The organism is Micromonospora citrea (assembly GCF_049629545.1).
GTDB lineage: Bacteria > Actinomycetota > Actinomycetes > Mycobacteriales > Micromonosporaceae > Micromonospora > Micromonospora citrea_A.
Genome location: NZ_JBNADX010000011.1, coordinates 140,936 through 155,662 on the forward strand (window position 1 = coordinate 140,936; position 14,727 = coordinate 155,662).

Sequence of the window (14,727 nt, forward strand, 5' to 3'; positions counted from 1 at the left end):
GTCCGGTGCCGCGCCCGTGGCGGCGCTCAGGCGGCGACGGGCCGGCGCTCCACGGTCTCGGCCGGCGGCTGGTTCTTCAGCTTGGCGGCGTACATGTCGACGTACTCGCGGCCGGAGAGGTCCATCAGCTCGTACATGATCTCGTCGGTGACCGCGCGCTCGACGAACCGGTCGCCGGACATCCCGGCGTAGCGGGAGAAGTCCAGGGGGGCGCCGAAGCGGATCCGCACCCGGGCGATCTTGGGGATGAGCTTGCCGGTCGGCTGGATCTCGTCGGAGTTGAGCATCGCCATCGGCACCACCGGGGCGCCGCTGTCCAGGGCGAGCCGGGCCACCCCGGTCTTGCCCCGGAAGAGCCGCCCGTCCGGCGACCGGGTGCCCTCCGGGTAGATGCCGGCGATCCCGCCGGCCCGCAGCACCCTCAGCTGGGTGTCCAGCGCCGCCTGGGCGGCCCGGCCACCGGAGCGGTCGACCGGGATGCAGCCGGTGCCGGCGAAGAACGCCTTGGTCAGCCAGCCCTTGATGCCCCTACCGGTGAAGTATTCCGCTTTGGCGATGAAAGTGACTTTTCGCGGGACGACCAGCGGCGTGAAGATCGAGTCGGAGAAGGAGAGGTGGTTGCTGGCGAGGATCACCGGCCCGCTGTCGGGCAGGTGGTGCAGCCCCTCGACCTGCGGACGGAAGATCAGCCTGAGCAGTGGGCCGAGGAGAATGTGCTTCATCAGCCAGTACAGCAAGGGGGTCCTTCCGGGGCAGCAGGTGGCGGGCGACACCACCGCCGGGCGCCGGACGGGCGCCGGGGACCCCGGCGACCCGGCCGGAAGCGTCTCGGCGGGCGGGATCGTCGCCTCTGAGCCTACGAACCGGGAGCGGCACGCCACAACGCACTCCCGGAACAGGGTCCTGACGTGTCACGATTCAGGGCACGGCGTACGGGGCGTCGACACAACCGCCGAGGAGGATGTCCGGTGTCAGCGGGTGGGGCCCGCCGGGGACGGCGGGACAACGGGCTCGACGCGAGCGAGTACGCCGTCGCGGGCGACGTCGATCCGCGTGTCGGCGAGCATCTGCTCGACGTGCTCGCCGCCGGGGGCATCGCCGCCTACCTCCAGCCCTCCGCCGACCTGAACCCGGTCACCCGGACGACCACCGTGCCGGCCCGGCCGGTGGACCGGCTCTACGTCGACCGCTCCCACCTGACCACGGCGCGCGACTACCTCACCCAGCTGGCCGACGAGGCGACCCCCGAGCCGCCGCGCGCCGAGCCGGACGTCGACGCCGAGTGGGACCGCATCGTCGCCGCGTTCCACACCGCCCCGGTCGCCGGCAGCCACCCCTGGCCGGACGCCGAGGACGTCGACGACCCCGCCGAGCAGCCCGGCCGCACCGGCGCCACGGCGACCCGGGCCGAGGAGGCCACCGGCCCCACCGCCACCGACGTGCGGCGGCTGCCGTACGCGGCGGACATCTCCGGGATCTCGCTCGGGCGGGAGCGCCACGACGAGCCCTCCCTGCTGGACGGGCTGGACACCTTCGGCGCCGACCTCCCCGGCGACCCGGAGGAGGGCTACACCCCGCCCCCACCGCCGCCGCTGCCCCGGATCTCGAAGTACGCCGTGGTCGGCGCGCTGTCGATCGTCCTCGGCTTCGTCCTGTTCCTGAACCCGTCGCTGCTGCCGGTGGACGCCTCGGTGGTGACCCTGCTCGGCTTCACCGGCATCCTCGCCGGCTTCGTCACGTTGATCTGGCGGCTGCGCCCCGGCGACGAGGACGACCACGACCCCGACGACGGCGCCGTCGTCTGATCCCGCCACCGTGGCCCCGGGGCGGTGAGCGGGCGTCACGCTGCGCTGTGCCCGCATCGCGGGACGCCACCGGGTGCCCCGCGGCACGTAACAGAGGTGTAACTTACGGTCAGTAGGAATACGGCTGTACGTCACTTCCCCCACCGACTGCCCGGTTGTTCCTGTTCCTCGTGGCGGTCGGCCACTGCGGATCGGAATGCCCGAGATGCGACAGAGTCCCCTCGTGGTGGTGGCCAACCGGCTGCCCATCGACGACAGCGTGGCCCCCGACGGCGCCTGCGAATGGCGGCGCACCCCCGGAGGTCTGGTCAGCGCGCTGCACCCGCTGCTGCGGCACACCCCGGCGACCTGGGTGGGCTGGGCCGGCGGGACCGGCCCCGCGCCCGCCCTCCCCGACGTCGACGGCGTACGCATGCACACCGTCCCGCTCGACGCGCAGGACCTGCGCGACCACTACGAGGGCTTCGCCAACGCGACACTCTGGCCGCTCTACCACGACGCCGTCGAGCAGCCCGAGTACCACCGCCGCTGGTGGGAGGCGTACCAGCGGGTCAACCAGCGGTTCGCGGAGGCGGCCGCCGCGGTGGCCGAACCGGGCGGCCTGGTCTGGGTGCAGGACTACCACCTGCAACTCGTCCCCGGGATGCTCCGCGAACTCCGCCCCGACCTGCGGATCGGCTTCTTCCTGCACGTGCCGTTCCCGCCGCCGGAGCTGTTCATGCAGCTGCCCCGCCGCGCCGATCTGCTGCGCGGGATGCTCGGCGCCGACCTGATCGGCTTCCAGCGGGCCCAGGCCTCGCACAACTTCGCCCAGCTCGTCGCCAAGGTGCTCGGCCTGCCGGCCACCGACCGGCGCATCGGAGTCGGCGACCGGGTGGTGCGGATCGGGGCGTACCCGGTCTCGATCGACACCGCGGAGATGGCCGCGCTGGCGGGCCGTCCGGACGTCACCGCCCGCGCCCGCCGGCTGCGGCACGACCTGGGCGACCCGGAGCACGTGATCCTCAGCGTCGACCGGATGGACTACACCAAGGGCATCGAGCAGCGGCTCAAGGCGTACAGCGAGCTGTTGGCCGGCGGGGACGTCAAGGTCCGGGACACCGTGCTGGTCCAGGTGGCGGTGCCCAGCCGGGAACGGGTCGCGCAGTACCAGATCCTGCGGGAACGGGTCGAGCGTGAGGTCGGGCGGATCAACGGCGAGTTCGGCCGGGTCGGCGAGCCGGCGATCCACTACCTCACCCAGCCGTTCGACCGCACCGAGCTGGCCGCCCTCTATCGGGTCGCCGACGTGATGGCGGTGACCCCGCTGCGCGACGGGATGAACCTGGTCGCCAAGGAGTACGTCGCCGCCCGGGTCGACGACTCCGGCGCGCTGCTGCTCAGCGAGTTCGCCGGCTCCGCCGCCGAGCTGGAGCAGGCGTACCTGGTCAACCCGCACGACCTGGAGGAGCTCAAGCGGATGCTGCTCTCGGCGCTGCGGGCCGCCCCGGAGGACGCCGGCGAACGGATGCGCGCCATGCGCGCGTACCTGCACCGCCACGACATCCGGGCCTGGGCCCGCTCCTACCTCAGCGCGCTGGACGAGACCGGCTCGCTGGTACGCCGGCTCAGCAGTTCGGGCTGAGGTTCCGGCCAGGGTGAGGTCCCGGCCAGGGTGAGGTCCCGGACCCGGCCGGAGGTCCCGGCGGAAGGCCCGGGCCGGCCGAAGATCCCGGCCGGTGAACGGGGCTGCCGGTCCGGCCGGCGCAGCGCCCGACCCTCTCACTCTCCGTGCTTGTCCTGCCGACGACGACTCTGCGCCTCGGACACTCTGCTCTGCACCCATTGACGCGCCAGTGACCCACCGTTGCTGGCGCGTCCGTGGGTGCAGAGCAAAGTGATGACAAGGAAGGGCCGGCCGACACCGGGGCGGCCTACGTCTCTCCTGGTCAGCGCGGCACGGCCGATCTCGGCCCACCGGCGCCACTGAAGGAAGGCCACTGACGGTCACTCATCGTCACCGATCGACCGGAACACGGCCGCACTCACAGAAAGTGACGCCGGACCCTCCGGCTCGAGCGTCGCCCGGCCAGGGCGCAACCCGCCCCGGTCACGCCCGCTGCGGCTCCTTGACCAGCCAGTCGAGGATCGCGTCGATCGGCTCCCGCCACCGGGCGTCGAGCATCAGGTCGTGCCCCATGCCGGGGAAGAGCAGCGGGGCCGAGCCGTACCGGCGGGCGGCCCGGACCAGCGCCGCCGGCGGCACCACCCGGTCGTCCGGGCTGCCCAGCACCAGCACCGGCGGGCGACCCACCGCCGGCTCCGCCTCCCGACCGGCCAGCAGCTGCCACTGCGCCCGCCGGGCGGCCCGGCCGAGCTGCGCGGTGTAGCGCCGGGCGTCGGCGTCGGGCAGCTCCCGGCTGAACAGCTGCCGGCGGTGCAGCGTCAACGGACCACCGACCAGCGCCGGCAGCGTGCCGACCGGATTGCGGCGCAGCGCGGTGACGGCCGTCGACCAGCCGCCCAGCACCGGCGCGACCAGGACCGCGGCCCGGGCCGGGTAACGCGCCATCGCGTGGGACACCACCAGCGCCCCGGCGCCGTGCCCCACCAGCACCGCCTGGCGCGGCAGGCCCGCCGCCACCTGGACCACGTCATGGGTGTACGCCCGCAGCGTCGCCTCCGGCGCCCGCTCGCTGCCGCCGTGCCCGCGCAGGCTCACCGCGTACGCCGGGAAGCCGCGCGACGCGGCGTGCTCCAGCCAGTGCTCGGCGAACGCCCAGGCCCCGTGCCCGAACCCCGGTACGAAGAGCAGCGGCGGCCGCCCCTCCTCCAGTTCCGGGGCGGCGCCCAGCACCTCGCGCCGGACCGGGCGGACCGGGCGGGCCCACTCCCGACCCCGCAGGATCCGCACCCGCTCGTTCGTCGCGCTCATCCTGGCCGCCTTTCGTTCGCGACTGCGGGACTCCGCTGCGCTGCGTTCCTCGCGCTCACCGGCCGGCCTCCAGCTCGTCGAGGGCGCGCTGCACCGCGCGCAGGTAGTCGGCGTGGCCCACCTCGAACCAGTGCCGGCTGCTGTCCTTGACCTTGCCCGAGTACCGCTCCCCCGCGCCGGCCTCCGCCCGGGCCGCGAACGCGGCGGCCCGCTCCGGCCGGGCCAGGCGGGCCTGGAGCAACCGGGCGAAGAGGACGGTCTGCCAGTGCGACAGGGTGAACACGCCGGAGTCGGGCTGCAACAGGCCGGCCACCGCCAGGGTCGGGTGCCCGGGGGCGAAGGCGTTGAGCCACAGCCGGGGGCGGCCCGAGGCATCCTCGTCGCCGAGCACCTTCGGGTCCAGGAACTCGAAGCGCGGCAGGTAACCGGTGGCGAAGACGACCAGCTCGGGATCGATCTCCCGACCGTCGGTGAGGGTGACGCCGCCGCCGTGGAACCGGGCGACGTCGGGCACCGGGGCGATCCGGCCGTGGCCGACGTAGTAGACGAGCTGGCTGTTGGCGATCGGGTGGGTCTCGTACACCCGGTGGTCCGGCTTCGGCAGGCCGAAGCGGGTCAGGTCGCCGACGGTCAGCCGCAGCGTCCGGTGGTAGAGCCACTGCCGCACGCGCAGCGGGACCCGCAGCATCAGCAGCAGGTCGTTGACCTGGTCGGCGGGGCGACCGAGGACGTACTTCGGGGCGTACCAGTAGCCGCGGCGGGTGGAGTGCCAGCAGCGCGACGCCTGCTGGGCCGCCTCCACCGCGATGTCGCAGCCGGTGTTGCCGGCGCCGACCACCAGCACCCGCTTGCCGCGCAGCTGCGCCGGGTCCTTGTAGGACGAGGCGTGCATGACCTCGCCCCGGTACTCCTCCAGCCCCTCGTAGCGGGGCAGCTTCGGCGACCAGTTGTGCCCGTTGGCGACCACCACGGCCGCGTACCGGGAGGTGCGCTCCGGGCCGTACCCGCCGGTGCTGCGGGTGGTGACGTCCCACCGGTCACCGGCCACCGGCTCGACCCGGACCACCTCGGTGCCGAACCAGATGTGCCGGCGCAGGTCGAAGTGGTCGGCGTACCGCTCGAAGTAGGACAGCAGCTGGCTGTGGTGCGGGTAGTCCGGCCAGGAGTCCGGCATCGGGAAGTCGGGGAACTGGGTGAACGGTCGCGACGAGATCAGGTGGGTGCTGGCGTACACCGGGCTGCGGTCGTGCCGCCAGTTCCACGCGCCGCCGACGCCGGTCTCCCGCTCGTAGCAGTCGACGCCGAAGCCGTGCTCGGTGAGGTTCTTGATCGCGGTGAGGCCGCTGGCGCCGGCGCCGATCACGCAGACCGTGTCGCCGCGGTCGGAGACCGGGCGGCCGTCCCGGCTCAGGGCGAGCGTGGTGGTCTCCGGATCGGGCCGGCCGTGCTCGGTGGAGGGGGGCACCGGGGAATCTCCTTATGTGCGGCACGTACGCCGGTTCGACGGGCAATCCTCCCCGCACCCGCAGTCCGTTGTCCAGCCCGGGACTGCGGGCCCCGGCCGCCGCCTCGCGGTGGCGGCCGAGGCCCGTGGGCGTGCCGTCAGTCGGTGACCGGCAGGAGCAGGTCGGCCAGGACCGGGAAGTGGTCGCTGGCCCGGCGGGTCGACGGGGTGTCCACCACGTCGTAGCCGAGCACCGTCACCCGGGGGTCGACGAAGAGCGCGTCGATGCGCCGGCGGGGGTTGGCGCACGAGTAGGTGTACCGGTCCGCGGCGTCGGCGGCCACCGCCGCGTCGGTCAGCCCCTCCCCGACCGTCCGCCAGGCCGTGGAGTCCGGGCCGTCGTTGAGGTCCGCGCCGAGGACCACCGGCAGCCGCGCGCCCGCCACCTCCCGCTTGAGCAGCGCGGCCTGGCCGGGACGCTCCGCCGGGTCGGTGGACAGGTGCGAGCCGACGAGCAGGAAGCACGCCCCGCCGACCCGGCACTCGGCGTACGCGGCGCCGCGCAGGTGCCGCCCCGGGGTGAGCGGGAAGCGCCGGCACCGGGTGGCGGTCACCCGCACCCGGAGGCTGGTCAGCAGCAGGTTGCCCAGCGAGGGCAGGCCCCCGGCGGCCACCACCAGCCCGAACGACTCGGCCAGCGCGGCGGACTTCTGCCGCCAGCGGAACCGGCGCGGGGCCTCCTGCACGATCACCACGTCGGGCTCGGCCTCGCGGACCACGGCCGCCAGCGCGGCCGTGTCGTCACGCTGGCTGTGGATGTTGTACGACACCACCCGCAGCCGCACCCCGCCGGCCGGCTGCCCGGTCCCGTCGCCGGCCGGGGTCCCGGCGGCGGTCACAGCCGACGGGCGAGGTCGGCGGCGCCGATGACGCCGGCGCTGTTGCCCAGCTCGGCCGGGCGGACCTCGGCGACGGGCAGCCGGCTGCGCTGCGCCAGCGCGTCGTTGAACGAGCGCCGGGTCGGGCCGAGCAGCAGGTCACCGGCCTCGACGACGCCACCGCCGACCACCAGGACCTGCGGGTCGAGGATCTGGGCCATGTCGGCCAGACTGGTGCCGAGCCAGCGACCGACCTGGGCGAACGCCTCGGTGGAGACCGGGTCGCCGGCCTGCGCGGCGGCGGTGACCATCGGACCGGTGACCGCCTCGGCCTCGCCCCCGGCCAGCTCGAGCAGGGCGGTGGCCCGCTGCGGCTCCTGGCGGGCGGCGGCGCGGGCGAAGCGGACCAGGGCGCTGCCGCTGGCGTACTGCTCGATGCAGCCGAGCCGGCCGCAGCCGCACTGGTGGCCGTCCGGGACGGTGAGCATGTGGCCCAGCTCGGCGGCGATGCCGTTGGCGCCGCGGATCAGCTCGCCGCCGAGCACGATGCCGCCGCCGACGCCGGTGCCGATGGTGAACATGACCATCGAGTCCTCGGCGTCGCGGGCCGCGCCGTAGCGGAACTCGGCCCAGGCGGCGACGTTGCCGTCGTTCTCCACGATCGCCGGCAGGCCGGTGGCGGCGCTGACGTACTCGCGCAGCGGCTCGTCCCGCCAGGCCAGGTTGGGGGCGAAGAGCACGGTGGAGCGGGAGGCGTCGATCCAGCCGGCCGCGCCGATGCCGACCGCGTCGACCCGGTACCCGGCGGCGAGTTCGGTGACCAGCTCGATGATGACGTCGCGGGTCTTGCCGACGTCGTCCGCGGGGGTGTCCCGTCGGGCCTGCACGAGAACCTTGCCGGTGTCGTCCACGACACCGCCGGCCACCTTCGTGCCACCGACGTCGACTCCGATGGTCAGCGTCACCGCTGCCACTCCCCTCTGCTGTGCTGCCCGACATCGGCCGAACCGGCCGTGCGATATCGGATGTCCGGTGATCAGGCCTCGTCGCCTGGTGCGTCCCCGCCTGCGCCGGCCGGCGCACGCGAGGCGGGCACCACCGGACGGTCGGCCGTCGGCCGGACCTGGGCCGGCGCGACCGGCCCGGCGTCGTCGACGGGCGGGGCGGCGGCGGCCGGCACGACCGCGTCCTCCGCCCGGGTGGCGGCGGACCAGACGTCCCGCTCCGGCGCCGACGGAGAATCATGCCCGGTACGGGTGGCCTCGCGCCACACGTGGTCGGCGTCGGGATCGGTCCCGGCGGCGGGCCCGGTCGCTCCGGTGGCGCCGCCGGACGTCCGGTGGGAGGCTTCCCCGTCCGTGGCGGAACCGAACGCCCGCATCAGGCTCGCGATCCCGGCGGCCAGATCACCCGCGCCGGTGGCGAGGCGTTCGGCGAATTCCGGACTCGGATCACGCAACGCCGCGATACCGCGGCAGACCGGGCAGATGCAGCACTCCGGCGTTCCGGTGGCGAATCCCCCGGCTCCGGCACCCTCCCCCGCCTGCCGGGACGTGCCGGCACTGTGACCGAGGACACCCGAGAGCATCCCACCGAGCGGACCCCACACCCCCGCCCCGTGGCCGGCCGAGGCCAGCCGTGCCGTGGCGAGCAGCGTGGCGACCAGCCGCTCGGCCTCCTCCCGGGCCGAGCCCGGTTCCGTACCCCCCATGTCGGGCTCCCCTACCGTGCCGCAGGCCGGCGCGTCACTGTGCCGTGCCGGGTGCTTCTACCCGGCGCTTGAGCTGCTTCAACGCCGTATCCATGATCATTTTTTCGGCCTTGCGGCGGAACATCCCGAGCATCCCCACCGACAGCTCCACCTCCAGGGTGTACGTCACGGTGGAGGTGCCGTCCGGGTTGCCGACGATGTCGTACGACCCGCGCTGCGACTTCTGCATCTTCGACGGCGCGACCAGGTGCCACTCGACGCGGGACAGGTCCTCGGCGTACTCGTAGGCGAGCACGTACTCGTCGGCCATCACCCCGGCGTCGATGGTGAACCGGACCTGGCTGGCGTAGCCGTCCTCGTACTCCTCGACCACCTCCGCCCGCCGCACCGCCTCGGTCCACTCGGGGTAGCTCGGGAAGTCGCAGATGACCGCCGCCACGCGCTCCGGTGACGCGCCGATGACGATCGACTGGGTGGAGGAGTCCGCCATGGGGGGAGGCTACCCGGAGCGACCCCGGCCCGCGCCGCTCCACCCCCGCCGCGCCGCACGGCGCGGGCTGCCGGACGCCCCGGCCCGCCCGACGCCCGGGCGTCCCACCTACCGGGCAGGCAACCTCCCTGGCCAACCCACCCGGGTGTGCAGGTAGGTTTCGTCAGAGCCGACCCGCCGTGGCGGCCGGCCCGGACAGTGCGAGCACGAGGGAGTGCAGGTGCGCGAGTTCTCCGTTCCGCCGATCGTCACCATCGGCGACGCGGCCAACCTGACCGACCCGGTCTGGGACAACGCCGAGGTCGCCCCGGACGCGGTGCAGTTCGTCCGTCCCGCCCCGGCCGGCGCCGGTGCCCGCTGGGCGGACGTGACCTGCCGCGAGTTCCGCGACGAGGTCGTCGCGGTGGCCCGGGGCCTGGCCGCGGCCGGGGTCAACCCCGGCGACCGGGTGGCCCTGATGAGCCGCACCCGGTACGAGTGGACCCTGCTGGACTACGCCATCTGGGCGGCCGGCGCGATCACCGTGCCGATCTACGAGACCTCCAGCGCCGAGCAGGCCGCCTGGATCCTCGCCGACTCCGGGGCCGTCGCGGTCGTGCTCGAGTCGAACGCGCACGCCACCCTGGTCGCCGGGATCAGCGACCGGCTGCCCGAGCTGCGCCACGTGTGGCAGATCGAGCTGGGCGGGGTGGACGAGATCGTCGCGCTGGGCGCCTCGGTGGACCCGGTCGAGATCGAGCGGCGGCGCAAGGCGGTCCACGCCGGCGACGTCGCCACGATCATCTACACCAGCGGCACCACCGGCCGCCCCAAGGGCTGCGTGCTGACCCACCGCAACATGTACGCCGACATCGCCAACGCGGTGCCGGTGCTGCCGAACCTCTTCCGGCCCGGCGCGTCGACGCTGCTCTTCCTGCCCCTCGCGCACGCCTTCGCCCGGCTCATCCAGATCGGCGTGGTGCAGGCCCGGGCCACCATGGCGCACTGCCCGGACACCAAGGACCTGGTCGCCGAGCTCCAGGAGTTCCGGCCGACCTTCGTGCTCTCCGTGCCCCGGGTCTTCGAGAAGGTCTACAACGGCGCCCGGCAGAAGGCCGAGTCCGAGGGCAAGGGCAAGATCTTCGACAAGGCGGAGCGGGTCGCCATCGCGTACAGCGAGGCGCTGGAGACCGCCGACGGGCCGGGCCTGGCGCTGCGGGCCCAGCACGCGCTCTTCGACAAGCTGGTCTACCGCAAGCTGCGCGCCGCGCTGGGCGGCCGGTGCCGCGACGCGATCTCCGGGGGCGCGCCGCTCGGCGCCCGCCTCGGGCACTTCTTCCGCGGCATCGGGGTGACCATCTGCGAGGGATACGGCCTGACCGAGACCTCCCCCGCGGCCGCCGCGAACCTGCCCGGCGCCACCCGGATCGGCACCGTCGGCCGACCGCTGCCCGGCGTGACCATCCGGATCGACGACGACGGCGAGATCCTGATCGCCGGCGACCTGATCTTCCAGGGCTACTGGAAGAACGAGGCGGCCAGCGCCGAGGCGCTCACCACCGACGGCTGGTTCCGCACCGGCGACCTGGGGCGGCTCGACAACGAGGGCTTCCTCAGCATCACCGGCCGGAAGAAGGAGATCATCGTGACGGCCGGCGGCAAGAACGTCGCCCCGGCCGTGCTGGAGGACCAGGTCCGGGCGCACCCGCTGATCAGCCAGTGCCTGGTGGTCGGCGACCGGCAGCCGTTCATCGCCGCGCTGGTCACCGTCGACGAGGAGGCGCTGCCGAAGTGGCTGGCCGCGCACGGGCGGCCCGAGGACACCCCGGTGGAGACCCTCGGCGACGACGAGGCGCTGCGCGCGGACATCCAGGGCGCGATCGACCAGGCCAACCTGTCGGTCTCCAAGGCCGAGGCGATCAAGGTGTTCCGGATCCTGCCCCGCGACTTCACCGAGGCGACCGGCGAACTCACCCCGTCGCTGAAGGTCAAGCGCCAGGTCGTGCACAAGACGTACGAGTCCGAGATCGCCGACATCTACCGCAGCTGACTACGATCCGTCACGTGTCCGCCTCCACACCCGCCCGGCCCCAGACCCGCCCGCTCGCCGCCGTCGCGCGCGTGGTGATGCTGGCGCTGGTCGCCGTCCTGACCCTGATCGCCACCCGCGACGCCGCCCAGCTGTGGTGGATCGTCCTGCTCGCGGTCGCCGGCCTGCCCGCCCTGCTCGCCCCCGGGCACCGGCTGTTCGGCCCGGTGAGCCGGGTGGCCGAGGCGGTGGTGCTGGGGCTGGCCGCCAGCCAGGTCGCCGTCGAGTCCACCCTCGGCGGGGCGGTCGGCGGGCTCGGCGCCTCCGCGGTGCTGCCGTACCTGGCGGTGCCGGTCACGGTGACCGCGCTGCGTCGCCGCTTCGCCGAAGGCGCGGCACTGCTCGGGGTCACCGCCGCCACCCTGCTGGTGGCCGGCGCGTTCACCGAGGTGGACGGCGGGCGGCAGCTCGGCCAGCCGGGCTACCTGGCGGTCTGCGCGCAGTGGCTGATCCTCGCCGCGCTCGGCCTCTACGCGGCCGGCACGCTGCACCAGGTGATGCGGGTCCGCGGCGAGGGCAAGCCCCAGCCGTACGCGGAGGCCACCCGGCTGCTCACCCAGCTGCGCACGGTGGCCCGCCAGCTGCCCGGCGCCACCCTCGACCCGGGCGGCATCTCCGAGCACCTGCTGGAGGAGTTGCGTACGGTGGCCCCCGGCGATCGGGGCGCGGTGCTCTCCGCCAGCGGCGGCGGCCGGCTGGTCGTCCTCGCCCAGGTCGGGGTGGACCGGGTGGACTGGGAGACCACGCTCGACGCCGACTCGGCGATCGCCGACGCCTGGGCCAGCCAGCAACCGCAGACGGCGGCCCGCTCGCAGGCCCGCTCGCACCGTGGCGGTGACGTGTCGGCGCTGATCGTCCCGCTGGTCGCCGGGGTGCGCACGGTCGGCCTGGTGGTGCTGGAGGCGGACGCCGCGCACGCGTACCCGCCGCCGGTGGTGTCCCGGGTGACCGCGCTGACCGGCCCGGCCGCGCTGCGGCTGGAGGCGGCGCTGCTCTTCGACGAGGTGCGCTCGCTGGCCACCAACGAGGAGCGGCAGCGGCTGGCCCGGGAGATCCACGACGGGGTGGCCCAGGAGCTGGTGATGGTCGGCTACGGCATCGACAACGCCCTGGCCTACGTCGACGAGGACCCGAAGGAGACCGCCGAGGCGCTGCGCACCCTGCGCGGCGAGGTCACCCGTGTGATCACCGAGCTGCGGCTGAGCCTGTTCGAGCTGCGCAGCGAGGTGGACCGGCACGGCGGCCTGGCCGCCGCGATCGCCGAGTACGCCCGGACCGTCGGCGCCTCCGGGGGGCTGCGGGTGCACCTGTCGCTGGACGAGTCCACCGCCCGGCTGCCCGCCGCCACCGAGGCGGAACTGCTGCGCATCGCCCAGGAGGCGGTCACCAACGCGCGCAAGCACGCCGGGGCGGCCAACCTGTGGGTCACCTGTGAGGTGGACCCGCCGTACGCGCAGATCGAAGTGTCGGATGACGGTCACGGCATCGGTGACCAGCGCGCCGAGGGACACTACGGTCTTGCGATCATGGCCGAGAGGGCGGAACGTATCCGGGGCCGGTTGGAGATCAGGCCGCGGCAGCCCAGCGGCACGACCGTGGCGGTGGTGGTCGGTTCGTCGCCCCGGCGAGATAACGTGCGTGGCAGCGCAGCAGCAGAAGGGGAGTAACCCGAGGATGACCACAAGTCCGACACCGGCCACCCGTACCAAGGTCCTCCTTGTCGACGATCACGATCTGATCCGCAAGGGCCTCCGGCACGCCTTCGAGCGTGACCGGCAGTTCGAGGTCGTCGGTGAGGCCGCCACGGCCGCCGAGGGGGTACGCCAGGCGGGCGCGCTGCAACCGGACGTCGTGATCATGGATCTGCGACTTCCCGACGGCAGCGGCCTGGAGGCCACCCGCGCGCTGCGCAAGTCCAGCGCCTCGATGGGCATCGTCGTGCTCACCATGTACGCCGGTGACGACCAGCTCTTCGGCGCGCTGGAGGCCGGGGCGAGCGCGTTCGTGCCGAAGACCGCGCCGGCCGACGAGGTGGTGGCCGCCGCCCGGCACGCCGCCTCCTCCCCCAGCGCGTTCACCGCGGCCGACCTGGCCGAGGCGATGAAGCGCCGGCTGGCCCCGTCCGGCCCGCAGCTCTCCCCCCGCGAGGGGCAGGTGCTGCGGCTCCTGGCCGACGGCATGAGCGTGGCCGGCATCGCCAAGCAGCTCTTCGTCAGCGAGTCCACCGCCAAGACGCACATCTCGAAGCTCTACGAGAAGCTGGGCGCGGCCAACCGCGCCCAGGCGCTGATGACGGCGCTGCGGCTCGGCCTGCTGGAGGCTCCGGACGCGCCGAAGTTCTGAAGCGTCCCACCCTTCGTCGAGGGTCCGCGCCCGTCCGTCGGGCGCGGGCCCTCGCCGTACGGCGTGGGCGCGCCGGCGCGACGAACGCCCTCAGTGAGAGTGTCGTCGCGCAGCGATCGTGGTCTTTGCACCGGAGCAAGCGGCGGGCAGAATACCCGGGTGGCCCGCGCGGGCGACGACTCTCGCATCTGTCGACAAGGGGTAGGGATGCAGCGGCCGGACTGGGCACCCGACGACATCGACATCGAACGCCCCAGTGTCGCCCGCATGTACGACTACTACCTCGGCGGCTCACACAACTTCGCGGCGGACCGGGCGGCGGCGCGGGCCATGATGGAGGCCGTGCCGGACGCCCCGCTGATGGCCCAGGCCAACCGCGCCTTCATGCGCCGGGCCGTGCAGTACCTGATCGACCAGGGGATCCGGCAGTTCCTCGACATCGGCTCCGGCATCCCCACCGTCGGCAACGTGCACGAGATCGCCCAGCGGGCCGCCCCCGACGCCCGGGTGGTCTACGTCGACGTCGACCCGGTGGCCGTGGCGCACAGCCGGGAGATCCTCGACGGCAACCCCGGCGCCACGGTGATCCAGGAGGACCTGCGCCGGCCGGAGGCCGTCCTGCGCCACCCCGAGGTCACCCGGCTGCTGGACTTCTCCCAGCCGATCGCGGTGCTCGTCGTGGCCGTGCTGCACTTCATCCCGGACGCCGACCGGCCGCAGGAGGTCCTGCGCACGCTGCGCGCGGCGCTGGCACCCGGCAGCCACCTGGTCCTCTCCCAGGCCAGCGACGAGAGCCGCAGCGACACCGGCCAGCGGGCCGAGGCGGAGCGGGTCTACCGGCGCACCGACAACCCGCTCTGGATCCGCAACCGGGCCGAGCTGGCCGCCTTCTTCGACGGTTTCGAGCTGGTCGAGCCGGGCGTGGTCTGGGTGCCGCAGTGGCGGCCCGAGTCGCCGGAGAGCGCCGAGGACGCCGAGCAGGCGATCTTCATCGGTGGCGTCGGACGACTCGGTGGGTGAGACGGCGGCCGGCCCGCGGCACCCGTCCTGTCCCGGGACGTTCGCCCGGGCCTG

13 protein-coding genes are annotated in these 14,727 nt (G+C 74.0%); 6 read left to right on the forward strand and 7 right to left on the reverse strand.

The features are described 5' to 3' along the window. Nucleotides 1-26: 26 nt before the first annotated feature. Entirely contained in the window at nt 27-737 is a 711-nt protein-coding gene (locus ACPFP2_RS14710) for a lysophospholipid acyltransferase family protein (protein WP_424089717.1), read from the reverse strand. Nucleotides 738-968: 231 nt separating this feature from the next. On the opposite strand from ACPFP2_RS14710, the gene ACPFP2_RS14715 reads away from it, so the two are divergent. Both ACPFP2_RS14715 and ACPFP2_RS14720 read left to right on the forward strand, forming a co-directional pair. Further along, nucleotides 969-1,805 (forward strand): DUF308 domain-containing protein, encoded by an 837-nt coding sequence (locus ACPFP2_RS14715; RefSeq protein WP_424089718.1) that lies wholly within the window; start codon nt 969-971, stop codon nt 1,803-1,805. Nucleotides 1,806-2,010: 205 nt separating this feature from the next. Continuing rightward, a complete protein-coding gene (locus ACPFP2_RS14720) occupies nt 2,011-3,429 on the forward strand; it encodes an alpha,alpha-trehalose-phosphate synthase (UDP-forming) (protein ID WP_424089719.1) in 1,419 nt (472 codons plus the stop codon). 465 nt (nt 3,430-3,894) lie between these two features. Here the strand turns inward: ACPFP2_RS14720 and ACPFP2_RS14725 are convergent, their stop codons facing one another. The 6 genes from ACPFP2_RS14725 to ACPFP2_RS14750 form a co-directional block, all read right to left on the reverse strand. Continuing rightward, the gene (locus tag ACPFP2_RS14725; RefSeq protein ID WP_424089720.1) at nt 3,895-4,719 is read right to left on the reverse strand and encodes an alpha/beta hydrolase; all 825 of its coding nucleotides are present in this window, start codon (nt 4,717-4,719) and stop codon (nt 3,895-3,897) included. Nucleotides 4,720-4,774: 55 nt separating this feature from the next. After that, nucleotides 4,775-6,184, reverse strand: coding sequence for a flavin-containing monooxygenase (locus ACPFP2_RS14730; RefSeq protein WP_424089721.1), 1,410 nt, complete (start codon nt 6,182-6,184; stop codon nt 4,775-4,777). Nucleotides 6,185-6,321: 137 nt separating this feature from the next. Beyond that, nucleotides 6,322-7,062: an endonuclease/exonuclease/phosphatase family protein gene (locus tag ACPFP2_RS14735; RefSeq protein ID WP_424089722.1), complete on the reverse strand. Its 741-nt coding sequence runs from the start codon at nt 7,060-7,062 to the stop codon at nt 6,322-6,324. Continuing rightward, nucleotides 7,059-8,006, reverse strand: coding sequence for an ROK family glucokinase (locus ACPFP2_RS14740; RefSeq protein WP_424089723.1), 948 nt, complete (start codon nt 8,004-8,006; stop codon nt 7,059-7,061). The genes ACPFP2_RS14735 and ACPFP2_RS14740 overlap by 4 nt, the downstream gene beginning before the upstream one ends. A 71-nt stretch (nt 8,007-8,077) precedes the next feature. Beyond that, nucleotides 8,078-8,752 (reverse strand): hypothetical protein, encoded by a 675-nt coding sequence (locus tag ACPFP2_RS14745; protein WP_424089724.1) that lies wholly within the window; start codon nt 8,750-8,752, stop codon nt 8,078-8,080. A 34-nt stretch (nt 8,753-8,786) separates the two neighbouring features. Then, on the reverse strand, nt 8,787-9,242 hold the full coding sequence (locus ACPFP2_RS14750; protein WP_424089725.1) for an SRPBCC family protein: 456 nt from the start codon (nt 9,240-9,242) through the stop codon (nt 8,787-8,789). Between the two features lie 220 nt (nt 9,243-9,462). Between ACPFP2_RS14750 and ACPFP2_RS14755 the strand changes: the two genes are divergently transcribed. From ACPFP2_RS14755 to ACPFP2_RS14770, 4 genes are all read left to right on the forward strand, one after another. Continuing rightward, nucleotides 9,463-11,271 carry an AMP-dependent synthetase/ligase gene (locus ACPFP2_RS14755; protein ID WP_424089726.1) on the forward strand — a complete coding sequence of 603 codons (1,809 nt, stop codon included), beginning with the start codon at nt 9,463-9,465 and terminating at the stop codon, nt 11,269-11,271. Nucleotides 11,272-11,285: 14 nt separating this feature from the next. Continuing rightward, the gene (locus ACPFP2_RS14760; protein WP_424089727.1) at nt 11,286-12,977 is read left to right on the forward strand and encodes a GAF domain-containing sensor histidine kinase; all 1,692 of its coding nucleotides are present in this window, start codon (nt 11,286-11,288) and stop codon (nt 12,975-12,977) included. A gap of 7 nt (nt 12,978-12,984) precedes the next feature. Then, nucleotides 12,985-13,653, forward strand: a complete 669-nt coding sequence (locus ACPFP2_RS14765; protein ID WP_007072219.1) for a response regulator transcription factor — start codon at nt 12,985-12,987, stop codon at nt 13,651-13,653. 207 nt (nt 13,654-13,860) lie between these two features. Continuing rightward, nucleotides 13,861-14,673 carry an SAM-dependent methyltransferase gene (locus ACPFP2_RS14770; protein WP_424089728.1) on the forward strand — a complete coding sequence of 271 codons (813 nt, stop codon included), beginning with the start codon at nt 13,861-13,863 and terminating at the stop codon, nt 14,671-14,673. Nucleotides 14,674-14,727: the final 54 nt, after the last annotated feature.